The organism is Paenibacillus sp. NPDC057934, from assembly GCF_042887565.1.
Taxonomy (GTDB): Bacteria; Bacillota; Bacilli; order Paenibacillales; family Paenibacillaceae; genus Paenibacillus_AQ.
On the sequence record NZ_JBHVPB010000004.1, the window covers coordinates 167,774 to 193,314 of the forward strand.

General features: G+C 49.9%; 13 protein-coding genes. 4 read left to right on the plus strand and 9 right to left on the minus strand.

Features of this window, described 5'->3' with window-relative positions:
• Positions 1 to 147 precede the first annotated feature (147 nt).
• Complete coding sequence (locus ACFVRY_RS10695; RefSeq protein ID WP_387499987.1) at positions 148 to 1,245, plus strand: threonine aldolase family protein; 1,098 nt, start codon at positions 148 to 150, stop codon at positions 1,243 to 1,245.
• A 128-nt stretch (positions 1,246 to 1,373) separates the two neighbouring features.
• Here the strand turns inward: ACFVRY_RS10695 and ACFVRY_RS10700 are convergent, their stop codons facing one another.
• The 3 genes from ACFVRY_RS10700 to ACFVRY_RS10710 form a co-directional block, all read right to left on the minus strand.
• Positions 1,374 to 5,606: a S8 family serine peptidase gene (locus ACFVRY_RS10700; protein WP_387499989.1), complete on the minus strand. Its 4,233-nt coding sequence runs from the start codon at positions 5,604 to 5,606 to the stop codon at positions 1,374 to 1,376.
• A gap of 624 nt (positions 5,607 to 6,230) precedes the next feature.
• Positions 6,231 to 9,947: an S-layer homology domain-containing protein gene (locus tag ACFVRY_RS10705; RefSeq protein ID WP_387499991.1), complete on the minus strand. Its 3,717-nt coding sequence runs from the start codon at positions 9,945 to 9,947 to the stop codon at positions 6,231 to 6,233.
• 79 nt (positions 9,948 to 10,026) lie between these two features.
• Entirely contained in the window at positions 10,027 to 10,842 is an 816-nt protein-coding gene (locus ACFVRY_RS10710) for a hypothetical protein (RefSeq protein ID WP_387499993.1), read from the minus strand.
• A 601-nt stretch (positions 10,843 to 11,443) separates the two neighbouring features.
• Here ACFVRY_RS10710 and ACFVRY_RS10715 point away from each other — a divergent pair.
• Positions 11,444 to 12,811: a dicarboxylate/amino acid:cation symporter gene (locus ACFVRY_RS10715; protein WP_387499995.1), complete on the plus strand. Its 1,368-nt coding sequence runs from the start codon at positions 11,444 to 11,446 to the stop codon at positions 12,809 to 12,811.
• Between the two features lie 232 nt (positions 12,812 to 13,043).
• Positions 13,044 to 13,898 (plus strand): protein-glutamine gamma-glutamyltransferase, encoded by an 855-nt coding sequence (locus ACFVRY_RS10720; RefSeq protein WP_387499997.1) that lies wholly within the window; start codon positions 13,044 to 13,046, stop codon positions 13,896 to 13,898.
• Between the two features lie 175 nt (positions 13,899 to 14,073).
• Here the strand turns inward: ACFVRY_RS10720 and hflX are convergent, their stop codons facing one another.
• From hflX to ACFVRY_RS10745, 5 genes are all read right to left on the minus strand, one after another.
• A complete protein-coding gene (gene hflX, locus ACFVRY_RS10725) occupies positions 14,074 to 15,339 on the minus strand; it encodes a GTPase HflX (protein ID WP_387500479.1) in 1,266 nt (421 codons plus the stop codon).
• A gap of 604 nt (positions 15,340 to 15,943) precedes the next feature.
• A complete protein-coding gene (locus ACFVRY_RS10730; protein WP_387500480.1) occupies positions 15,944 to 18,997 on the minus strand; it encodes a DEAD/DEAH box helicase in 3,054 nt (1,017 codons plus the stop codon).
• A gap of 2 nt (positions 18,998 to 18,999) precedes the next feature.
• Positions 19,000 to 20,640 carry an SWIM zinc finger family protein gene (locus ACFVRY_RS10735; protein WP_387499999.1) on the minus strand — a complete coding sequence of 547 codons (1,641 nt, stop codon included), beginning with the start codon at positions 20,638 to 20,640 and terminating at the stop codon, positions 19,000 to 19,002.
• A gap of 185 nt (positions 20,641 to 20,825) precedes the next feature.
• On the minus strand, positions 20,826 to 21,857 hold the full coding sequence (locus ACFVRY_RS10740) for a peptidoglycan DD-metalloendopeptidase family protein (RefSeq protein WP_387500001.1): 1,032 nt from the start codon (positions 21,855 to 21,857) through the stop codon (positions 20,826 to 20,828).
• Between the two features lie 170 nt (positions 21,858 to 22,027).
• Positions 22,028 to 22,453, minus strand: a complete 426-nt coding sequence (locus ACFVRY_RS10745; RefSeq protein WP_387500003.1) for a VOC family protein — start codon at positions 22,451 to 22,453, stop codon at positions 22,028 to 22,030.
• Between the two features lie 117 nt (positions 22,454 to 22,570).
• On the opposite strand from ACFVRY_RS10745, the gene ACFVRY_RS10750 reads away from it, so the two are divergent.
• Complete coding sequence (locus tag ACFVRY_RS10750) at positions 22,571 to 23,518, plus strand: helix-turn-helix transcriptional regulator (RefSeq protein WP_387500005.1); 948 nt, start codon at positions 22,571 to 22,573, stop codon at positions 23,516 to 23,518.
• Between the two features lie 183 nt (positions 23,519 to 23,701).
• Here ACFVRY_RS10750 and ACFVRY_RS10755 read toward each other — a convergent pair whose 3' ends face one another.
• The gene (locus ACFVRY_RS10755; RefSeq protein WP_387500007.1) at positions 23,702 to 25,393 is read right to left on the minus strand and encodes a DUF4127 family protein; all 1,692 of its coding nucleotides are present in this window, start codon (positions 25,391 to 25,393) and stop codon (positions 23,702 to 23,704) included.
• Between the last annotated feature and the right edge of the window lie 148 nt (positions 25,394 to 25,541).

Here is a 25,541-nt window from a genome sequence, read left to right on the forward strand (position 1 = left end):
ACGAACTTAAGATGCGAACGTAAGGCTCGGTCGTCACTTCGGCGGAATGTTTGAACTTCCTCCTTCGTTCCTTCTCGCTTTTGTTATTTCTTTTGTTCGTTTTATATATGAGTTATTAAGTTTTTTGTGAGAGGAGTAATGAAGTTCATGCAAAAGAAGTTGTCATTAGCAGAAGCCTTTAAAGAGGCTACTTATCCATTGCCGGCTCACGGTAAACGGAATGTGCAAGTGCTGAAAGAGGTTTTCGAGCAGGTAGAGGGTCACCTGGATTCCGACATATATGGAACGGGAAAGGTTATTGAGGATTTCCAAGCGAATATGGCAGAAGTGCTTGGGAAGGAAGCGGCAGTGTTCTTTCCAAGTGGGACTATGGCACAGCAGATTGCCTTAAGAATATGGAGTGATCGCAAGGGTTTGAGCCAGGTGGCGTACCATCCGCTCTGTCACTTGGAGATTCATGAAGAGGATGGTTTGAAGCAACTGCATCATATTGAATCTGTGCTGCTCGCTGATAAGAACCGCTTAATTACACTTGAGGATGTCCAGGGGATGCCGGAGGAGGTTGCTTGTCTGCTGCTGGAATTGCCCCAGCGTGAGATTGGCGGACAGTTGCCAGACTATAGCGAGCTAGAAGCCATTTCTGCCTATTGCCGAGAGAAGGGGATTTATCTTCATCTGGATGGCGCAAGATTGTTCGAGGTTCTGCCTTATTACCAGAAGAGTGCTGCAGAGGTTTGTGCGCTGTTCGATAGTGTGTACATCTCTGTCTACAAAGGGATCGGTGGGATTGCTGGAGCTGTTCTGGCTGGCGCAGCGGATTTTACAGCAGAATCGAAGGTCTGGAAGCGGCGGCATGGCGGGGATTTGATCAGCTTATATCCTTATATCGTTCCTGCCGACTTTTATTTTAAACAAAGAGTTCATAAGATGGAAAAGTATTATGAAGAGGCAAAGGTGCTGGCTGCTTTATATAATCAATGTCATGCGGTTACTACGCTTCCGATCGAGCCAGTGTCTAATATGTTTCATGTACATGTATCCCTGCCCAAAGCAGTAGTTGAGGATGTCCTGATTGATCTTTATCAAGCCACGGGGATCGGACTCACCTCTTATGTGAGGGAAATCGGCCAATTTTCTTCCTACTATGAAGTGAGCATTGGAGACAATTATAGCGAGGTTCCCCAAGACAAGCTGCAATCATTATTCGTTATGCTGAACGACAGGCTGCAGCAAGCATCTTCTTAGGGGACGGCGCGAAATTTAGGTGTGTGTTCAGGTGACTACCTCCATATCTTTCGTTGTGAAAAAGAAACGCCCGTCCATTTCCCTGTTGGGAAGTGGACGGGCGTTTGATGTTTCTGGCTTGACTCGAATTAGTCGATCAGGCCAGTTTTGCTCAGCAATTGATGCAAGGTAACTGCTACTGTCTCACGGGTAGCTGCTGTTGTCGGGTTGAAGCTCGATCCGACTTCGCTGCTAATGATACCCGCAGCAGACAAGGATTGCACGCTATCTTTGGCGTATGGAGCGATCTTCGTGCTATCGGCATAAGTGGTGAACGACGGATTGGAGGCTTTCAGTTCCACACCAGTCAATTTCACGGCTCTTGCCAGGATGACAGCAAGCTCTTGGCGCGTAACTTGGGCGTTCGGGGCAAATTTGCCATTGCCGATTCCCAGAATCAGTCCTGCCTCGGAAGCAGCAGCAACATCATTTGCATACCAGTCAGAGGACTTCACATCTGAGAAGGTAGAAGTCGAACTGGAACGTAGTCCGAGCGAGCGGGACAGCAGGGCTGTGAACTCGGCACGGGTCAGGTTGCTCTTCGGCGAGAATGTCGTTGCCGAAGTACCTTCAATAATCAGTTTGTTAGCCAGCGCTTTAATATCGGCAGCAGCCGGGGAGTTGGCGATGTCGCTGAAAGTGACAGGGCGGCTCACCGCAGCATAGACCGAGAATCCAGGGCGGCTGACCGTAACAAGAGTCGTGCCGTCTGCTTGTACTTTGAATACGGAAGATACCGGAGTAATCTTGCCGTTCGATTCAAATAGAACACCTGCAGTGTTAGGTTCGATTTTGCCTGGCACAGTGAAGGATCTCTTGATGAAGACATCATTCGGTACCTTCAGGGCGGTGCTTCCGGAAGTGGTAGTCCAATTAGCTTCAAAGGATACCGGAGACCCAACAACTGTTGACCCAGCAGTTGTCGAGAACTTGGCGGATTGGTCATCTGCTTTCTTGATGATCAGATCCAGACTGGCATCAGCTGCGCCGCCAGTCAGCAGGCTTACTGGCAAGGCGAATGCGGAACTTGCTGCATTTAAAATAATTGAACTCTTCGCTGGTGCACCAGCGAGCAGCTTCACTTGCTCAGCTGTCAGAACCACTTTGGCTGCAGCGTCGGTCGTAGCTGGAACATTGATTACAATAGCTGCCGGAGAAGCTGATGCAGAGGCGATGGCTGCCTTCAGATCATCGTTAGTTACCGTAACGGTTGCTACACCATTGCTGGAAGCTACAGCAGCCTTCACAGGCGCCTGCTTCAGGCCTTGCTCAATGACTGCATTGGCAGCGCCGCTAGCTGGAGCAGGTGTTGCGGATGGTGCTGGTGTGGCAACTGGGCCACCACCGCCACTGCTTCCACCGCCGCCAGTGTTAGGTTCAGGTGTAGCTGTCGGAGATGGAGATGGGGTAACGCCGCCTTCTCCGCTGCCTTCACTAGGTGCAGGCGTTGTTGTAGGAGATGGAGATGGAGTTCCGCCTCCATTATCCGTGCCTGGGGTATTATCCACTCTGAAAGATGTATAGGCTTTGTACAAAATAGGATTGCCTTGTGCATCATTAACGATTCTGTTGTTCTTCAATTGAGCAGCTACAATGTTGATTTTATACACACCATCGTCCAGCTTCTTAATAACAAGGTTACCATTCTCGTCTTCGAGAGGTACGCCGTCTTCATCAACTGCAATATAAGTTCCGTCAATGCCCTTCAGACTGTATCGTCCGGGTGCAAATAGTTGATTGGCACCTACTGGAGTCTGTGCATCAAGAATACCGATCTGTTGATCTTCCAGATTGATAAGATCTATTTCATAATAATTTGTATTTTTAGCTGACAAATTGAATGAAAGATCAGTAGTTTGTTTGCTGGTAGCATTAGGAGTAATCTTAGGGTTGGTCAGCTTCACTTCCTGAATGCCAAACGGATTCGCTGGAAGATCATCTACTACATACAGACTGAATGGTAAATGCAGGGTAGGAACACCATCGGCAGTCAGGTTAACCTGTCCTTCATAGAACTTCCCTTTGACTGGATCAGTTAAGTCCAGATTCAGGTTAAAGGTCGTTGTTTTACCCCCTGCGGCAGTGATATTACTGCTGCTCAGCGAAGCGGTAATTCCGTCATGATCGGCATTGTGCCACTCTACAGAAGCGGAGTAAGTTAGGGACTCACTGCCAGTGTTTTTGAGCTGCAGATTTTTGGCGACGGATTGTCCGGACAGAACTGTCCCAAAGCTGGCGGAAGAATTATAGTTGATAATATTTTGTGGATTGTAATCCTTGTCTAGGATGGTAATTGGTTCAAGGGCTTGTAGCAGTGCATTAGTCAAAATAGCACCTTCTACATTTACGCGTCCGGCACCTTGTTGGAAAACATCATATTCTTCGTTAGGCTCAGCGGTATTAGCCAGCGCTGCACGAATATCGAATGGCGACCAGTCGGGATGGGCCTGCTTGATCAGCAACGCCAGTCCTGCAACGTGTGGCGTGGCCATACTTGTACCATTCAGACGCTCATATGCTTTGGCGTAAGAGACGTTAGGATCATCTTTGCCATAAGCGGGATATGTGGATAGAATGCTCACCCCTGGTGCAGTAACATCAGGCTTGATACTCAGTTTGTCGTCTGCATTTGGTCCCCAAGAGGTGAAGCTGGCAAGCACATCGCCTTTGTCTTCTTGAGGATGGTAATCCGAATCAAATTTGAATTGAACCGTTGTACCTGGGTGACTGAGGATGCCACGCGCTAGAGCGCGACCTTCTTTACCTTTGATATCGAAAGTTGGAATGTTATCAAACCCGTCTCCAAGAAGGGAATTGATATAATCATCACGGTTAGCAATACTTTCGCGCAAATCGACAGCTCCGTTTGCATCAGCGTTGCCGTTAAAGATCACGATAGCTTTGGCGTTGCGAGCTTTAGCGTTGGCGATCTTATCTGTGAACGCCAGCTGTCCACGGGATAACAGGACAATTGCTCCGTTCAGATCCGTTTCACCGTGGTAATCTGCTTCAGCGCCTAGACCTGCGTACACTACCTTAACTGGCTCGGTGCCGATAATGTCGGCGAAGTTTTCTTTGCCAAGCTCCCAAGCCATCACTTTGAAATCACCATAAGTGCTGTAAGTGGCAGTTGAAACCGTATCTCCTACGAATTCAGGAGTGAAATGTCCGGAATACTGCTTGCTTGGACTAGTTACTGCTCCGACAGAAATGCCTAATTGGGAAGTGGCAGGCGAGCCGAGGGTATATTGACCCGGTCCAGCATTACCATTGGCAATTACCGCTGTAACGCCCGAAAGCACAGCGTTGTTAATAGCGATGGCATCCGGAGAATTTACATCCTTCTCTTCATCGGAGCCCAGCGATAGGTTAATAACGTCCATATGATCTTTGACAGCGCGTTCGATGCCATCAATAACCTGTGCGGATGAGCCTGAAGCGGAAGAAGGGTTGGCTGGATTGTATCCGAGAACCTTGTACACATAGAGATCGGCATCGTATGCTACACCCTTCTGGGCAATTTCCCCTTGGGTATTAGCGAATTGTCCGATGATAGTACCGGAAACGTGTGTGCCATGAGAGGTGCCGGGGAAATTCTTGCTGGGATTCGGCAGTTCTTCATAAGGGTCGTTATCCTTGTAAAAAGAGTCATAGCCACCTTTGTATGCGTCTTTAATATCAGGGTGGGTATAATCTACACCGGTATCAATTACGCCGACTTTTAGGCCTTTACCGGTAAAGCTATGCTCCCAAGCCCAGTCTGCGCGAATCTGCTTCAGAGGACCAGTGTCATTTTTCGGAACGATTGCATCCTGAATGGCTGCATCAGCCTGTTCAACAGGCACTGGATACCAGGTGCTGTTCTTATGGATAGAAATGACGCCTGGGATTTTAGCAAGATCAGGGATTTCATTCGCAGGAATCGTGATCTCAAAACCGTTCAGTACCGTGTTGTACTTGTAATTGACTTCAAGGTCCAGTCCGGCATTAGACGCTTTCTTCAAAACGTCGGTTTGCTGGCTGTTTACAGCAGCTTCGGTGGCTGTGGAGGCTAGTGAGGAGATACCTTGCTTCGCTGCATATTTGCCGACGGCTGCCGGCTGTCCGCTCAGTTGGACGATGACGCGTATGTCATCTGTGGATTTTGTATTGATCTGAGGCGAGATGAATGTTTTCTGAGAATTCTGAACCAATGTCAGTGCGCTTTGGCCAATTTTAGGCTGCACTGCTGCTGCGGAAACTCCTCCGGGAACCGTACTGATCGTTACTCCCGCGGCAAGTGCCAGCAGTGATAGTTTACGAGATAATTTGCCCCAATCCAAAAAAATCCCCTCCATCATATGATTTTTTCAAAATAAACTTTTTCCGGCTTCTCGGCGAAATCGCGGTAGAACTCTCCTTTCCTATGAATTCAAAAATTAATTCCACCTAAGCTAGTAGGAAAAAATGTTAAGAAGATTTTACCACTGGTAAAATGTAAAATCTATATGAAAATAAAAATATTTTAGTAGATTTTCAACCCTTATATTGGAATATTAAGATTATGATGGGCGTAAACCATCTAAAAAGGCTCTATTAAAGGGGTTTTTGTTAACAAATGGTGTCATATTAATACAAACTATTTTAATAGGGAATAAGGTTCACATCTCCGACAAACGACCTAATTTTTAGTAAAAAATAAACTTTTAAAATACATCATAAGACATAAATTTAGCTAGCAGGGAACACAATTGTTACAAACTGTAAGGTGAAAATAGGGACGATTCCGTAGGATATAAAGCGGCGATAATATGGATGACGTTAAGAGCGACGGAAGACGTTAATGACAGAGGAACGGACAGCAACCATGGTTCGCGAACCTATTGCTATAAGAATTGGAAAAGCCCCTGAATCCCTATGAAAAGGGATTCAGAGGCTTTTTTAGAAGATGCAATGCGAGGTAGGTGTTACTTGGAAAGGAGATTAAACAGTACCTGTGCTACTTCTGCTCTAGTAGATGCGCTGGCAGGGTTAAGCTTGCCATTGTTTCCTGCAATGACTCCAGAGGTTGTAAGAGCCTGCAGGGCTTCTTTGGCATAGTCTGCGATTTGGCCAGCGTCGCTGTAGGTGGACAGAGCAGGGCCGTTCTTAGCAGCTGGGAGCTCTCCCAAGACATCCAGAGAACGGTACAGTAGCGTGAATAGCTCCTGGCGTGTGATTTTACTGTCAGGCTTGAATTGGTTCTCGCCTACACCGGTGGTGATACCTAGGCGCTTGGCAGCGGCCAGATAGCCGGTGTAATACGTGTTTCCGGCGTCGGTGAAGTTATCGGCCACATTCTCGTCGGCATCAATGCCATAGGCTTTCAGCAGCAAAACAGTGAACTGTCCGCGGGTAACCGAGGCGTTCGGGCTGTAGTGGCTGTCGTCTGTTCCGGACGTGATGCTCCGGGCAGCCAGGAAGCTAACGGCATCGTTGTACCATGAAGTTGCTGCGACATCGGCGAAGTCGACTTTGTTATAAGCGACGATGTATTGGGAGAAGTGGGTAGTGACAAAATCCACCGTTCCCGCAGCGTATTTACCGCGTACATTGTCGAGACTTCCTGATTCATTAATATGGTAGATGATGATAGAATTCGGCTCTTCGCCAGCTTGCAGTTTGTAAGGAACGCTGATCTGTGCTTTACCTCCGCCGAAGCTAGAAACAGTAAGGTCTCCTGCTTTGACAGTCAGATCGTAGACAGGTCTATCACCAAGGACCTCTTTACCTTCGTCGGTGAGTGAAACCTTGGCGATCCGAATATGGATATCGCCCTCATCTTTAGCTCCGCTAATATTAGCGATTGCTTTGGCATCCAAGGTGATCGTTCCCACGTTGGCATAGTTGATTTTAACCTGAGCTTTTGTGCCAGAAGCGACTGCATTGAATGCGCTTCTTGGAATGGTGAGCTCAGCGGTTTGAGTTTTAGCAGTAGTCTCAACATTGATTTCTAGCAGTGCTGATTTTCCTTCGGCTTCTGCTTTTTTAGCGCTCTCTACAAGCTCCGTTACGGCAGCTGCTGTGATGGAAGCTGTGGTAACCCCTGTAGATTCATCGGTAGTAGCAACCGCTGTTTTAGAAGCGATGATTGTATTTCCTTGAGCGCTAGTAACTGGTGCCGCACTGGCAGTAGGCGCCGGGCTGCTAACTGGAGTCGGTGCAGGGGAGCTATTGCCAGTTGATGGACCGGTATCTCCGCCACCAGTAGGTGCTTTGTACTCCGGTACGACTACATCAGTTACAGAGCTTTCTTTGTAGCCTTCTTTGGCAGCATATCGCACGTTATAAGTACCAGGCACAAGTCCTGTGATTTCGACATCTGTGGCGTATACATAATTGGTAACGGTAGACAGTTTGTATTCCAGTGCTGGCGTTGTGCCGGTAATGCGTCCGTCATTATTGGCAGATGAAGTAGGAGCGATACCGGTGAGACCGGTTGGCGCAGCTTGCTCTGCGGTATAGGCTGGCACGATTACATCGGCTGCTCTACCCGCTTTGAAGCCTTCCTTAGCTGCGTATCTGACGTTATAAGTACCAGGTACAAGTCCTGTGATTTCGACATCTGTAGCATAGACATAATCGGTTACACTCGCCAGTTTGTATTCCAATGAAGGCTTAGTACCGGTGATACGTCCGTCATTATTGGCAGGTGAAGTAGGAGCAATACCTACCAGTCCGGTTGGTGCGGCCTGTTCGCCGTACGCTGGGACCTCAACGCGGGTTACAGGACTAGCGCTGTAGCCTTCCTTGGCGGCATAACGCACTTCGTAGAAGCCAGGCACGAGTCCTGTGATGGCTTCGCCAGTCACTGGAATGTAATCAACAGCAGCGGCTGGTTTGTATTCCAGGGCTGAATTGGTTCCCGTAATTTGCCCGTCATCGTTGGCAGGCGTTGTAGGAGCCACGCCGATCAGTCCGGTCGGTGCCGCTTGCTGGTGTGTAAAGACCGGAACAATAATTTCGATTGTTTGGCCTGGTTTATACGGGATTGCAGTTGCTCCTGCCGCAACAGTTGGGCCTTGATAACCCGCCTTGGCGGCATATCTTACCTGATAAGTGCCAGGTGCCAGCCCGGTAATGGCTTCGCCAGATACCGGTTTGTAGTCGGTCTCATCGGCGCGTTTGTACTCTAGCGATTTGTTCAGAACGCCTGTAATCTGTCCGTCGTTCGCAGTGGCCGAAGTTGGCGCTACCGCTGTCAGTTCAGTTGGAGTGGCTTCCAGTCTGGAGAAAAGCTTATCCAGCGCGTTTAGGTAGAAATTGTATCTTGCACCATCAGCGTAACCGTTGCTGACGTAGTCGGGTTGGATATTTGTCCAGGAGTACATCAATTCGATGTGTCCCAGAATAGGTGCTGGTTGCCCACTGTCATCCTTGTTGGTTTTGTTATAGGTGAAGAGATACGGAACTTGCAGACGATCTCCGAAAATTCGCGTATTATTTTGATCCAAATAACTAATTGTGGTAGGTTTTTCTGCTGTATTGTTTTGTGTCTTGATATTGGTCAAATATTCTTTTACGAGGTCCACATATAGCTTGGCATACAGATGGTCCGTGGTCCGAACCTGCAACTCATCGTTGGTGTGTGGGTTTCCATCTTTGGCGGAATTGCCGCTATTGTTGTTCGGCAGACCTACTGTCACACCGGAATCAAGCTTCGTATCCCACAGGTATATTTTATTGACGTTCTTCTTCTTGGCTTGCTCGTTAATGTATTTGATAACCGCCTGGGTGTTAGGGCACCAGGAACCCCCGAACAGGATGGCATAGTTGCCGTCACTGGACAAGATTTGTTTTAACTGATGATAAGTAACATGTTCATAGACGAGATCGCCGTCAGCCGAGGTGAAGATCGTTGGCTTGCCCGGGTTCTCCCCTTCATAGTTCTTGTTAAATGCAGCTTTGATATACTCCGATTCATTGATCGTGTCGTATTTCACGGCTTTGGAGAATACGGATCGAACCTCCGCCTTATAGGCATTGACCTTGGTTTGATCAATTGTTCCGTTCGTCAGGAATTGTGACCAAGATTTGCTGTCTTTAAGGTAAGAGACAATGGGAGCACTGTTGCCTTGGGCATCCTTGTTGTCCTTGTTGTAGACCAACAGGAACGGAGCTTCGATTTTGTTAGCCGAGACTGTGCTGCCATCTTTGGCTGTGTAGCTCACATTGTGTGCGGGATCGTTTTTGTCGTAAATATTCAGGTTCGTCAGGTACTTGTTAACCAGGTCTACGTATTTGTACGCGAACTTGTTATTGGTATCTGCGATTTGCAGTGTATCGCCATCCAACTTGGTATCAAAATTATAAATGGTAGAAATGCCGTAATCCTTGGCAACTTCATTGATAAAGCCGATATCCGCTTGTGTGTTCTCATCCCATGCACCGCCTACCAGAACGGCATACGTGCCTTGGCTCTCAAACAAGTGAACGATGTCCTCGTAAGTTGCTGTTTTATAGACGTGGTTCGGGTCGTTCAAATTCGGATACACCTTGCTGAAATAATCAAAAGTAGATAGAGGAGTAGCTGCAGAAACGTTTGTTTCAGCAGCCGCTGCCCGGCCTGCCTGAAGAGGCAGGACCAGCAGGGAGGCTGCAAGCAGCAGACTCACGATTTTTTTTGGTTTGAACTTGATACTCATTGATCTTGCACCTCGATTTCTGTCGTTTTCTGAAAATATAGTTGGCTGGGGCTTAGCTCAGCGGCGATGATGCATGAAATCAAGGGCATACTTCTTCGTCAGATGACGAAGCGGGTGCAGGTGCAGGTGCCGGATCAGATGCCGGTGCCGGAGCTTGCACACTCTCCGATGGGGCAGACGCGCTTGATTTGGAATGAACAGGTTCTGCGGCAGGTGCAGTGGTAGCCTTGGCCTTCACCACTTCGGTCGTTGAGAAGGTGATCTTCTTGGCTGGAGCAGCAGTAGGCTCCGGTGCAGCAGTGGCTTTAGCTTCGGCAGCTGGAGCTTGTGCTGGTGCTGCCGTCGGTTGGGCGGCTTTCACTGCTGGAGCAGTGGTAGATGCCGGTATGGTCTTGGAAACCACGGGAGCTGCTGCGGCTACCGGTGCAGGGGTTGCTTGCGGCTGTGCCAGTGCCGTTTGTGCCGCAGGTGCAGCAGTGGCTTGTGCCGGCGCAGCTACTTTGGCAGCGGCGGTGTTCACGGTTGTAGCTTCGGCAGCCGGTGCAGAAGCTGTCTTCACCTGTGCGGCTTCGGCTTGCGCAGGTGCTTCTGTTGCTTGCGGCTGCTGAGCAGTAGCCGCAGCGGCTTGGTCGGCAGGCGCGGCAGTGGCCTCAGCCTGCACGGCTTCTGCAGCTGGCACAGGAGTCGCTTCTGGTTGAACGGTCTTGGCTACAGTCTGCACAGCTGTCTGTGTCCCTGCAGTGGAGACGGTGTCAGTAGTAGTAGTAGTAGAGGCAGCGGTATTGTTCTGTGCCGGCGCAGCCTCCGTTGTTTTCTGATTGGCCGATACAGCGGCATAAGTCAAAGCGGAGAAAACTACAGCAGCAGTAACGATCGAAATAGTGAGCTTTTTCATAAGAGTAATCATCCTTTTCTTTGCGCCCTTGGCTAGGCAGACAAGAAGGCTTAACCTGTCGCCTTCGGGCTTATTTGTAGTGCATTTTGCGGATACAGCCTAGGCTTTACAACATGTCTTGCGTGGTACGTGGATATCTATCTCGACAAGCTTGGTTCCAGCGGAAACAACAAAAAGACCCAGACAGGTGGTACAAAAACATCACCCGCTGAATCTCTGGTTGTCCAGTAGACTCATTTCTCCGCTAGTTATGTATGCTCATGCTGGATTGCTCGGCTGAAGTTTCCATCCCTCCCTTTTGCGCCAATAAAAAAACCAGAGACTCAAGAGAACGCAAACCTAGCGCTCTAACTCGAATCTCTGGCTGTCCAGTTGATTCTATCCCTTTGGTGATCCAGCAAATGTTGCATGCATCGTGTGATGTTTTTAATATTATTCAATGTCTAAAGCAGTTGTCAATCCATATTTATTTTTCATACCGAAATTATCGGGATTGAATATAATTAACATATAATTACATTGACATTCATAGGTTTTGTATATACATTATTTATCATTATTCATATCAAATAAGTGGGGTATTGGGAGGGTTTTAGAAAGAATGAAGAATATAGACAATAATTTGCTCTCGGCGATTCAAACAAACTGGTACGGATTTGTAGTTTCCATCGTTGTCTTCGGAATTTTATTTCTGTTGGCACGCAAGCGTGTAGGGTTTGGTACCCGAGTTATTATCGGTTTGCTAATCGGACTTGTGGTCGGGATTGTTTTCCAAAAGTTGGAGTTTGAGACCAAGGCTATCAGCACCTTTGGCAGCATTTATGTTAGTTTGATCCGCATGCTCGTTATTCCCCTGGTATTCGTTCTTGTATTGAACAGCATCGCGTCTTTGACCAACCTGGAGTATTTGCGTAAGGTTGGTATCAAGACCTTTGCCTGGTTCCTGGGGACAACGGGAATTGCTTCTATTATAGGGCTTACGGTAGCCCTGCTCTTTAATCCTGGTCAAGGTATTCAACAGGAGGTGCCGGCAGACTTCACTGCCCGTGAGATTCCGACCTTCTCGCAGGTTATTCTCGACCTCGTACCTTCTAACCCAGTGAATGAAGCGGCGACCGGTAAAGTGGTTCCACTGCTTATCTTCGCAGTATTCCTGGCCGTAGCAATTATCAAGATTGGCTCTAAAAAGCCAGAGGCCGTAAAGCCTGTACGTGATTTGATCGAATCCCTGACCTTGATTCTGCACCAAGTAGTCAAATTTATTATCCGCTTAACGCCATATGGTGTATTCGCACTCATTGCCGCAATTACAGCACGTTACGGATGGGAGACCTTGCAGGAACTCGGAAGTGTTATTGTTACCTCTTATGTAGCCTTGATTATTCATTTTGTTCTGATCTTCGGTGGCTTGGTCTTCTTCGTAGCCAAGGTCAATCCGATTAAATTCTTCCGTAAAATCTATCCAACCATCGCTGTAGCATTCACCACGCGCAGCAGCTATGCTACGCTTCCGGTCAACTTGGAAGTCATCACTAAGAGATTGCATGTCTCGCCGCGTATTGCGAGCTTTGTTGCCCCGCTTGGTGCATCGGTGAATTTCAACGCTTGTGGCGGCATCTGGCCAGCAATTGTGGCGGTGTTCACTGCTCAAGTATTTGGTATTAATTTGACTGTAACAGACTACATCGTTCTCGTACTTGTTAGTATTATTTCTTCTATTGGTGTGGCTGGGGTTCCAGGTCCAGCGGTAATCTCTACTACAGTCGTATTAACTGCACTAGGCCTGCCGCTTGAAGGCATCGCTATTGTGGCCGGCGTAGAAGCTCTCATCGATATGGGGCGTACTGCCGTGAATGCGACAGGAACTACCGTTACAGCTCTGCTGGTTGCTAACTCAGAAGGCGAATTCGACCGTGAAGCCTTCAATTCGGATAACGAAGACGATGAGATCGCACTGGGTACGGCATAACTTAACCTATATAGATTGAACTTGGAAATTTGAGTTAAGGGAAAAGTGGCGGAGGTGAATTTTGGAACTGAAGGAGCGTTAGCGCCCGCCTGATAATATTAAAAATAAACACTACAACCCTCCGGTTCCTGCACATGTGCAGCGGTACTGGAGGGTTGTTTTTCACATTTATGGAAGCTGCAACGTACACTAACCCATATTAAGAGAATACAGAGTAATGGGAGGTACGGCAGTGATTACGTTCTTAAATGGCGACATCAACGGGATTAATATGTCCGGCTTGACCGGGGTAGAGCGGGAGATTGTAACGGAGAAACAGAGAAGCTCGGAGAACTATGTGTACGAAAGTCCGGCAGCGCTGGAATTCGAGCTGAATACAAGAAAGCACATTGTGAATGCAGCAAGGGCACTGGATGCCAGTGGAGCAGAGTTTGCCTCTTTTGAGACTACCCGGGGCAATCCGAATTATTGGACTCGGACCAGCAAGGGCGGGCTGCAGCTAAAAAGCGGGGTTCAGCCATCCGATGGGATCAACGATATTTTTCGTAACGGTCATCTCTATGCATTTGAATGCGCCACGGCAACAGTAGTGGTTTTATACAAGGGAGTCTTGGATGTGCTGGGCCCCGCTGTATTTAACTCCTATTTCAATGATCTGCTACTGTATGACTGGCATTATGATAGCGATCTGCAGCTTACTACTATTAATAACAATCTGGAAGCGTATCCTGGCGATGTGCAGTATTTCAAGAATCCCGACCATGATCCAAACAAACCTGAATGGCAGGGAGAGAATGTTATCGTCTTGGGGAATGGGGAATATTTCGGTCACGGCATCGGTATCGACTCTGGGGAGGCCATCATTGCTGCGTTGAACGAGGAGAGGGTGCCGGGAAGCACAACGTCTGCATATCTCTTGGATGAGACGTTTCATCCTGACTTTGAGTATTTGCGGAAATTATCGGAGGGGCGAAGCCGCTCGTCTTCCGTAGTCAGAGCTTCAGACCTGGCGGTAATCGCCAGAATTGGGGGTCATCATTATATTTATACGTATAAAAAAGCGGATCTCCCGACCACAACGATATAAATCGAGGGTTTCTGAACCGTAAGTATGATCATAAAGTATCAAAAAACCGGCGCTACACTACGTCAGGGACGCGTGCAGGCCGGTATATATTTGCCTTTTAGGAGTTCTCAGAAAGACAAGCAGTCCCCCACCCAATCCTTTGCAGAGGTGGGGGCTTTCCTGTCTTTCTGACCGTTTAAAGCTCGATGAAATCGTTCCGGTACTTCTCAAAGTCTGCTATTTTGCACTCCAGCGTCATCCGGGTGCCCTTTTCCTCATAGCTTACCGATTGGACATGAGCGTTCTCGTTGAAGTAAGAGACTAGACGTCCCTGGTCAAAGGGTACGATGATCTCGCATTGCATGTAGTCATTAAACACATGATCGCGAATCAACTGTGTTAGTTCAGGGATGCCTTTATTTTGCTTCACGGACAAGTACAAGCTATCTCCTTCAACAAGTGGATAGGACAGGTCAGTCAAATCCGCCTTATTGTAGGCGTAGAGGACAGGAATCTCGTGTGCGCCAAGCGCTTGGAGAGTATCCTCCGTCACAGCCATATGTTGCTTGTGCTGTGAATCAGCGATATCGACGACATGGATTAGCAGATCCGCTTCGGTTACCTCTTCAAGTGTGGAGCGGAAGGCTTTGACCAGATGGTGCGGCAGCTGACTTACGAATCCTACTGTATCCGTCAAGAGAAAGGTTTTGTGATCCGGTAAACCGATACTGCGTACTGAGGTCTCCAGGGTAGCGAACAGCATATCCTTCGCGAATACCTGTTTGTTAGAACCGGGATGGTAGGTCTCAACCATTGCATTCATCAAGCTGGATTTACCGGTATTGGTGTACCCAACGAGACAGACCACAGGTACTTCATTCTTGTGACGCTGCTTGCGTTGAATTTGGCGCCGGGACACCTGCTGGGTAAGCTCAGTCTGGAGAGCGGTGATGCGCTCCTCAATTCTCCGGCGGTCGAGTTCAAGCTTTGTCTCCCCGGTACCTTTGTTCTTCATCCCGGCACCACCGCCCTGGCGTCCAAGAGATTCACGCAGACCCGACAGGCGGGGGAGCATATATTGCAACTGAGCCACTTCCACCTGGAGCTGGGCTTCTTTGGTTTTGGCCCGTTCGGCGAAGATATTAAGGATCAGAATCGTCCGGTCAATAACTTGCCGGTCCAGTGTGGATTCCAGATTGCGGATTTGGGAAGGCGATAGTTCATCATTGAAAATAACAAGTTCCGTACCCGCTGCTTCCATTAAAGTTTTCAGTTCTTCGATTTTACCCGTCCCAAGATAATGGGAAGGGTTGATACGGCTGGTCTTCTGGCTCAATTCCCCGATAACCTCGATATTGCATGCAGCCGCAAGATTGCGCAGCTCTTCCATAGAATAGGCGAAGTTATGGTCCTGTTGCAGCTGGACTCCAACAATGATCGCTGTCTGCTGAGTAGGTTCCATCATATATAATCATCCTCCGTTAGTTAGCCAAAGTTAACATGAAAATTTAGCAAAAATGAAAAACAAAAAAGCACAGGCAATCTGCCTGTGCTTACAGTATCTGTAGAGGACTTCAGAACAAGGAACCGAGAGAAGAGGTGCTTCCGCTGCGAGATCTGGTCTTCCATAGGATACAGGACACAAATAGCCTTCACATGTGAAAAGATGTATGACATCTCTCCATGCGATAACAGACTACGCTTGTGTTCATGGATTCTATGGAGTTCCTAAAGGTGGAATGCCGAAGAGCGGTAAGCTTCTCCGGGCAGTCCATGGCTGTGGGTTACCTTTAAAAATGGCAGACCTATCCTGAGTCCTCTGCACATGGGCAGAGCTTGAGCGCTATTCAATTAGCCGCGCAACGTACGAACTCGGATAAAGTCTATCACACGTAACCCTCCGTTCAATAAAAAGATAAGTCGATTCTAACACATGCACTAATTTATGGCAAATTCAGAGATGTATCGGGTTCACTTCAGATCTCTGCATAATCGAAGTAAGCTCCCAACGCTTGTAACGCACAAGAAAGTAAGAACTCACCGGGATCATGGGTAGGCTCAACACTTTACGCCATCCATTCCCTGCGTAAGGTAAACAGATCCTTGAGCGCATCTGTAGACAGCTCAGTAATCCAGCCTTCCGAGCTGGAAATTACGTTGTCGCTAAGCTGCTGCTTACTCTCCAGCATCTCATCAATGCGCTCTTCGAGCGTACCGAGCGAGATGAATTTATGGACCTGAACATCCCGGGTCTGGCCCATCCGGTAGGCCCGGTCGGTTGCCTGATTCTCGACGGCGGGATTCCACCAGCGGTCGAAGTGGAACACATGGTTGGCCGCGGTCAAGTTGAGGCCAACGCCGCCGGCTTTCAGGGAGAGGATGAAGACATTTGGCTGATCGGACGATGCTGGGTTTGGAGCGGACGAAGATCCGGCCAAATCTGTTCGTGCGGGAGCCTGGAAGCGATCGATCATCCGATCTCGTGCAGTTTTGGAGGTGCTACCATTCAGATATAGCACCGGCTCTCCGAGCTCTTGCTGGAGCACGGCCTGCAGCATTTGGCCCATGCCGACATACTGCGTGAAGATGAGACAGCGCTCATCCTCCTCGCGCAGCTCACGCACCATGGCCATTAAGCGCTCCAGTTTGGCCGATCGTTTGATCAGCACTGGGGCGTTCAGCGGTGCCATCGCTCCTGAATCGGCGTCCATCTCCTGCAAGGCTTCCTTAGATAGCAGTGCTGGATGGTCACAAAGCTGCTTGAGTCGGGTGAGAGCTGAAAGAATAGCGCCTTTGCGCTCGATCCCTTCGAGCTTCTGCACACGTTCCAGCAGTTCATTGACGGTCTGGTCATATAGCGCAGCCTGCTCTGCTGTCAGGTGAATATAGGTTTTCATTTCGTTCTTATCAGGCAGATCGAGCTGGATTGCCGGGTCTTTCTTCTTGCGCCGCAGCATGAACGGCTTAACGAGCCGTTGCAGCTCATTTGTACGGCGCTCATCGCGCTCCTTCTCGATGGCATTGCTGAATCGGTCTTGGAACGACTTGGAGCTGCCGAGGTAACCGGGCGTGATAAAGTCGTAGATTGACCACAGCTCAGAGAGGCGGTTCTCGATCGGCGTGCCTGTCAGCGCAATCCGGTGCAGCGCCGGGAAGCTGCGAACGGCGACAGACTGCTTCGTCTGCGCATTCTTGATGTTCTGCGCTTCGTCCAGGCAGATGCATCCCCAAGTGAACTGCTTCAGCAGTTCCTGGTCCAGCGAAGCGGTGGCGTAAGATGTTAGTACCACATCGGCCTGCGAAGCGGCTCCATAGAAGTAGCCAGCTTCCAGACGTTTGCTGCCGTAATGCAGCATAACGTTCAGGGACGGAGCGAAGCGGGCCAGTTCCTTCTGCCAGTTGCCGAGTACCGAGGTCGGGCAGATGATGAGTGATGGCCAATCCGCAGGGGCCGCGTGAGGGTCCCGTTTGGCTGCCGCATCCGGTTTGGGGGCGGCGGCATAGTTGTCTTTCAGGTGGAGCAGATAGGTGATCAGCTGCACCGTTTTGCCCAGGCCCATGTCGTCGGCCAGGCAGGCGCCCAGCCCGAAGCGACGCAGGAAAGCCAGCCAGGCGAAGCCTTCGTGCTGGTAGCTGCGAAGCTCAGCCTTAAGGCCAGCCGGTATCTCAGGCTTCGGCCACTGGGCCTGTTGTCCGAGCTGGCCGATCAGGCCGAGCAAGTGTTCGTTCAGCTCCACCTCCAGGCGGAGCCGCGTGGCCTCCTCCTGAAGCTGCTCTTCGGCGGCTTCAGCGTTCTCGGCTTCATCACCTGTACCCAGGAGATGAAGCTGCAGAACATCCTGGAAGGACAAGCCCTGCGACTTGTCCATACCAGCCATGGCCCGCTGAATCTGGGCCAAGAGGGCGGGGTCGAGCGAAATCCACTGGCCGCGGAAGCGGACCAGACGCTCGCCCCGGGCGACCAGCTCGGCGAACTCGGACTCCGAGAGGTCCGCATCGCCGATGGAGATTCGCCAATCGAAATCGATTAGCGAATCCAGACCGAACAGCGACTGGCCGCTGCGCTCGCTTTCGCCAGAGCTGACCTTGGCGCGCAGGCGCGGCTTCTTCCGGCTGGCGGTTTCCCACCACGCCGGGAGCAGCACCTGCCAGCCCGCTTCCAGCAGACGGCGGCTGTCCGCCGTCAGGAAGCGCCAGGCCAGCTCATTGCTGAGCGGCGCGCCCAGCATATCGGCGCCGCTTAGGAGCTGCTCGCCTGGCAGGCTGGCGAGCAGCCGGGCGGACCAGCCTGCGGCGCGTTCGCGGACGTGGGGCGTCCACGCCGCAGGCCACTTCCCGGCGGTTTCACCCTCGCCGCTCAGCTGTATCGGCACCAGCACGGACTCGTCGTACTTGTCCTGCAGTACAAGCTTCAGCACCCAGTGCGGCTCATCGCCTTCCGGCTCCAGCAATTGCAGCGCCGGGCGGAACGGGGCGGTGTCGGCCTTCCAGCCGATAGAGACCAGCCAGGCGGCTTCATCCATACCTGCTGCGCCCGTGCCGCTTCTATCGAACAGCAGCGGGTATTCGCTACGCAAATCGCCAGCCGTGGCTTCGGTTCCGTAATATTGCTGGGACACCGCTGCCGAGAAAGCTGCACGGAGTCCTTCCGTGAACTCGGAGCTCTCAGTAAGCATCTGGTGTAGAGTAGAGGATTCGTTCCGGTCTGTGGCGGCCCGCTGCAACGCGGCATCTTCCCAGGTCCATTGCAGCCGCCCTTCCCGATAGGCAGACAGACTTGGAATGTATTTTTTCCCCTTCAGGCAGTCCGTCAGCAGGGGGGCTAATACATTAAGACGGGCAGCGCCGCCTTCCCAGTTCCAGTGCACATGGCTCAGAAGCTGAGGATCAGAGAAGAACGGGATGACCTGCTCTGCAGGCAGGACCACCACTTGAACGTCCTCCACCTGTCGCACCGCCAGTTCTGTACCATAGAAGGAAGCTTCGTGCCAGGCGAACAATCGCTGTTTGAGGGTCAGACCAGGAACATAATCGTCCCGTTCATTGAACCCGAATATTAAGGCATCGCCGTACTCGCTCAAGGCGAGCTTCACGGTGATCGTATTCAAATGCATATTGATGCTCATGTGATCAGTTTTCCTTTCCGAAGCTCTTCCTGCAAGGCGCGGAGTCTGCTATTGCGAACGGAGAACGAATGGATATACAGCTCCCAGCGCTCCTCCTGCTTCATTTTCTTGTATAGCTTGGATAGCCGCTTCAGCAACTTAACTGCCGCTTTATAACTCTGCCTGTTCTTGTCCAGCACGAACCGTTCTATAGCCTGATGGTAGAAGGGGAGCAGCGTTTCCGGTGCGTGCTTCTCCAGCGGCTGAAGGTCCCGGACACGGAAGTCGGCAGGTTCTTTACCGTTCGCAAGTTGGTAGTCCATCCAGACTTGCCATTTCTCATGGATGAGCAGCTTTTCGCCATAGATTTCACCGGCCAAAGGCAACATTTCGCTTAGAGTACCCCACATCAATGGCTCACTTTCCGGGCGCTGGGCTACGGCCGCATCCCAGTAGCTCGAATAATCCTTCAGATTGCCGTAGATTCGGCTGCCGAGCAGCGGGCCGGTCTGTGTGAGCCAGTTCACCAGTCGGTCCCAATCCCCGGTGCTGTATAACGGCTCAAGGAAGCCGAGCAGATCTTCCGGCTGCAGAGCGGGGGTGTCCGCAGCGGTGCGAAGATGTGCCCAAGCAGGAGGGTCGTCCCCTAGGTAGAAATACATCCGGCTCTGGGCTAGCAGCCAGGCATGTCGCGAGAGCGAAGTGCCAAGTTCTGTTTCTGCTGTACGTAGCTGAACAAGCTCTTCTTCGTATAGCTTGTTGTCGCTAAGGTTTGGTTCGAGCCAATGTTCCCAGTACAGCTCGTAAGCTATGCGGAAATAAGGCTGCTCACGGGAACGGCCGCGTGGCTCAGACAACATTTGTAGCCGCAGATAGGCCAGAATTTCCTTCGCCCGGGGCCATTGCTGTGATTCAACCCGCAACGGCAGGCCGCTAGTCAGAAGCTGCCCGATAGAATCCTGCAGCTCTGTAACGGTCAAATGGGCGAAGTAGCCCATGGAGGAAACGGAAGTACCCTGCGCCGAACCCTGGGGTTTAGTTATCGTTTCCAGCACAAAGAGATGGGTATGGAGAAGGAACAGTTTCTCTGTAGTCGGTGACATCGACGGTTTAAATTTCAGGATGGCCGCGATGGCTTTCTCGGCATAACCAGGCGTCCGGCTCGTGTGGGCCAGCGGCGTAGTGCAGCTTATACAGAACTCACGCCACTCCGCTACTCCGGCATCCGGAATGCGGCTTGCCTGTTGTTGAAGCAGATCCTGGCGCGCCAGCATTGAAGCGGCCCCGGACGGAACCTTGGGACTGGCTGGACGCTGCAGAGAGGCGGCGGCCTTAGCGTTCGCCAGCATCTGCACGGAGCGATTTTGCATGTCTGCATAATGCATTAGCACGGCAGCCATATGCTTGCAGGGTCCTTTGACAGGACATTCGCAGCGGCTATTTCCGAGATTGTCGAGATCGACAACCACGGAGTAATCATCGCTACCTTCAACGAGGGTGATGATTTTACGCGCATCGGTCACTGCAAACGGCCGGACACGCTTTTGCTTATAATATTGAAATCCACGTTTGAGCGTCAGATCATCGAAAAGATACGCCACATCCTGAATGAGCTTGTCCCACAGTTCATCATCCATGGCATCTATAGTAGATTGCATCGCTTTATTCTCCCGTTAATATATAGTCGCTATTATCTCCTTCTATTATATCATTTATTATCTGTCGTTCTCTTCATCGACTATGGCAGCTTGGAAGGGCGTTCCATAAGCTGACAGTCTTACTATTAGTATAAGCGAAAAAAGGAGCAACTCAGATGTCTGAATTGCTCCTTTTTATTCGATCATTAAGGTGTTTTGATATAGGTCCCTTGTTCGTAATCATCGGCGTCCTTCCAGTTTACGCGCAGGGACTTCGTAGTATACAGCTCCGCACTGTTGGCTACCTCGAAATGCAAATGCGCTTCACTGGAATTACCCGAGTTGCCGCATTTGCCCAGCCGATCGCCGGGTTTCACCTGGTCGCCGACTTTGACGCTGACCGAGCCCTTTTGCAGATGGGCATAATAACTGAACTCTCCATTGCCGTGATCGATAATAACATGGTTTCCGGCAATCTCCTTCGTATTCTCCGTTCCGACAGGGCTGTTGTCATGGATGTTGTTGACTACTTTCACTACTTTACCTGCTGCGGCAGCGAAGATAGGTTTACCGAAAGCGTAGTAGCTTTCATTTTTGGTGGGATCACCTTTATAGCTGAATCCATTGTTAACGACAATCAGGTCATACGCATATCGCTGTTGTTCAGCCCCATAGTGGTAGTTGATCAGCTCATTGGGTCCTCCCCAGAAGACAAACCAATTCCCTTGGAAGGGAAGCTGAAAGGTTGTCTGCGTACGCTTGGCATCGGTCTCAGGATACAGTTTCAATGTATCAAAGATAAGGAACTCGATCTGATTTTTACTGTTAAACATGACCTGAATCGTTCTTTCACCTTTAGGGTCCGTCCAGGCATAGTAGTTAGTGTTGTTCAAGGTTACGTGACTCTTCAATTTATAGGAAGTGACGTTACTGTGGTACAGGCGAGCCAGTTGCTTGAACTCTTGAAGCGGGAAGGCCTTCTTGTATTCGGCTATTGTTTGCCCATAAATCACTTCATATTTTTCTTGCTGTAGCAGTTGCAGTAGTTGATCAGGTTTGAAGGAAGAAGCTTGGGGCTGCGATTTCGAATTCACTGCAGATACCTTCGTAATAGAACTTACGGGTGCTGTGACAGACTTCGCGGAATCTGCCGAAGCTGAGGCGGCAAGCGAACCTACACTTAATGAGCCAATAAGACTTAACAGCACCAAGCTTTTTTTGCTAATAAAATCATTCATCGGTTTATCTCCTTTATCGTTGGTTTCATAGCTGAGTCTATCCGATGAGTGTTAACACCTGGGTAACTGAATCTTATCGTTGCATTAATCCCGGAGGTCTAAATTAAGGTGCGGTTAAGACAAGGTCGTAACCCTTTTATCTAATTGAAAAAGGAAGGCTTGAATCGTTTCTATGACTGACGTTTGGTGAAGATTTGAAAGGTTACGCCGAACTTATCCTTAACCATCCCATAAGCCGGACTGAAATAGGCCGCTTCCAACGGCAGAATGACCTGACCCCCTTGTTGCAAGGCCTGATAGAATTGCTTGGCCTGATTGCTGTCATCTGTGGTGAGACAGATCGTCAGAATGTTGCCCTGTTGGAGTGTTAACCCCGGAATGGAGTCGGCCACAAAAACTTCCGTGTCCCCGATCTTCAGAATGGCGTGCGCGACGAGTGCCGCGTCCTCGGCCTTCAGCGGAGAATCAGGGTTCTGTGGGCCTTGACCAAAGGTTTGTTTGAAAAGCAGCTCGGCACCTAAAGCTCGTTCATAGAATAGGATGGCTTCCTTAGCCTGACCGTCAAGCATAATATAGGGAATTAATTGAAAAGACATTCTTACATCTCCTTAGGTTGAATTATGGTGTGGTGTTCTTGTCCGGGTTGTAATCTTATTGTAGAGTTTATTAGTGACAACTATTGTCACTAATAAAAAATTAATGGAGTCTGCCATATGCCAAAATCAAAACGGCTGCTGGAGCTGATGATGACGGTCAACCGGAAACGGAGATTTACCGTCAAAGAACTGGCCGAGGAATTCGAGGTCTCTACAAGGACTATCCTGAGAGATCTGCAGGAGCTTAGCGAGCTGGGTGTTCCTCTGTATTCAGAAGTGGGTCCACACGGTGGTTATCAAGTGTTGAAAGAAAGCATTCTTCCGCCCATTGCCTTTACGGAGGAGGAGGCAGTTGCCCTGTTTTTTGCCAGCCATGCCCTGCGTCATTATACTTCGCTACCTTTCAAGGGAGAATCTACGGCGGCGCTTCAGAAGTTCTACCACCATATGTCCAGCGAGGTAAGAGATCGTATTGACCAGGTGAAGAATCGTTTCGATCTTGTGACCCCTGTACGGCAAACAGAGTCTCCCTATCTATCAATACTGTTGGAAGGGGCAGTTAGGCAGAGGGTGATGACCGTTGAATATGAAGCGAAGGGGGAACGTTCGCAGCGTCAGATTCAGCCCATCGGGATCTATGCCCATAATGGCTTATGGTACTGTCCGGCGTATTGTTTTCTTCGTGAGGGCATTAGGGTCTTTCGCTGCGATAGAATGTATTCGGCGGATTTCGATACGTCTGGCCTTCCGCCGATGGAATTGCGGGAAATTCATCTGGGCAATCGGAAGGAAGTGCTGCAGGAGGAAGTGGAGACCATACCATTGCTTGTCGAACTGGGTAAAGAAGGGGTTCAGAGGTGCGAAGCAGAATTGTGGTTGGTTCCCAAGCTGCATATCCGAGAGAATGGCACCGGGTGGCTGGAAGGGGAGGCTCCGAAGCATGACCTTGCTTTCTTGGCTGACTTTATGATCAGCCTGGGCGATGAAGCGACCGTCCAACAACCAGCAGAATTGGTGAGCCAGATGGTTGCCAAGCTCTCGCGGATGATGTCCAAATACGAATAGGAACGATGCTATTGGGATGTACCGGCGCGCCTGATATGACCGATAGGTGTCATTACCTTTCCGTTTCGAAAACTCCGTACCTGTGTTGTGAAGAAATCTTTCCAGGGGCATATTGAGCAGCAGCCCGTTCCACTTTCCATGGAACGGGCTGCTTTATTTGGCTTTGGAGTGGGAAGAGTGACGTTATTCCAGACTCAGGGCCGGACTTAGCGTAATTTCAAAGGCACGACCCCAGATGAAGTCCGGGTTCTCGTATGGGAGTATCGCGCAGGCATATTCAGCATAAGTCCAGTCGGAGCCGCAGATTTGGAGAATCGCTGAGTTGCCGGCTTGAAATGCTGCTGTACTGGCAAGAGTAGCGGTGTGGCTCTGCATCTGCTCTCGCAGGACAGTCTGCATATGAGTATAATCGGCAGGCGAATTGAACAGCAGCATATTCTGATCGGCAAGCGTTGAAGTATTGGTGTACAAGGAATGATCTCTGGAATAGGTTCGGATCTGGACGATGGCTAGTGTTTTATAGTAGTAGTCTTTCAAAAAGCGTTTGAATAGCAGTGACCCGTGAGCGTTCATAGCTGCCTTAAGGGCGGTTTCATTGGTCTCTGTCAACAAGTAAGCATACCGGGCTTGCCCCATACCAAGTGCGAGCCCCATTTTGTTACCGGCAGTATTCCAGGCACAGTATCCCAGAAGACGGCCAGTGTGCTTGTTACCCAGCAGGGCCTCTGTCACTGCAGGGTTGCCTTTGCCCAAGTCGACGAAATCAATGACGATTGTCGGAATACACTGGTCACTGTTGGCGGTGATTCTGTTCAGAGCAGCGGGTAGTTGATCTGCAGCAGTAATCGCTACAATCTCCACTGCAGGGTCGTCTGATACCATACAGCCGCCGATGATATCCACATGCCGCTCTAAATTTTGATGCACATCCATATACTCGTAAGCGCTGGTAATGGTCGAGCCGTGGGGCCCGAAATAGTGTACAGCAAAACTAGGTTTTACCCCGCCGCGATATAAGTGGTTCGCCATGCGAGCCACCATCGCTTGCCCCAATCCATCTGCATCTGGCAGAATGATAGCTCGATCCGGATTCTGTCCGTTACTTCCACCCCCCAGCCAAGCTTGAATGCGTCCTTCAACATACTTGATCTCATTGATCTGCACACCTTGGGTGTTGGCGTCGTCCACACCAATCGCAAGGAAATCAATATAGCCTTCTTTTGTCAGAGACTCCAGAATATAGCGGTTGGATTTGAATTTGTGCTGGCGAGTGTTATAGTACTGCTCTTTATCAAAATGAATGGTATCTCCATAGGAGGAATCAGGAGACAGGTTATATCCCTCCAAAATATCATCAAATGCAGTCAAGGTTCTTCTTGGCTGTAGCATGAGCCCGCGCGATTCATTATAGGCGGCCAAAGTAAGCCCCTCAGTAAACACGGTTGTCGCCAGCCGCATAATCGTATCGAGAACAAACATCGGTTTGTTCGGAAAATCTTGCTTAACGAGACGGATGACATCCAGCAAATCTGTTGTTGTCGTATCATAGTCCGGGTAAGTCCCGCCACCATTTGTACGAAGACGTCTGCTGCCGATCAGGCCCCCGTAGGCCAGCATATCACTCGAAATAATAAAGCCATCCACCGATGCGGCATGGTTCAGAATGAAATGGCGGATATTCGCCGGATGGCCATAGGTTGGCGAGGAGGTACTGTCCAGCATGGTACCGGAGGAAATTTTCTCAGAATCTGGGCGGTTTCTGATATCGTCAAGTTTCGGTGTAATGATCTGGATGCCGGCAGATCTTCCTTGGACAATGACATCATCCAGGTTCACCGGGCGATCATCCAGCGGTACGTACAACACTTTTTTCATCATATTAGCTCCCTTTGATTGGATAGGCTGTCATAGCCTTCACTTATAAAGGTGATTTCGTGTAGAGAATAACAACCGGAAATCTATTTTTTGGGGAAAAGGTACTCAGCCAGCCTCATTTGGAATAGAGAATTTACAGCTCATTTCA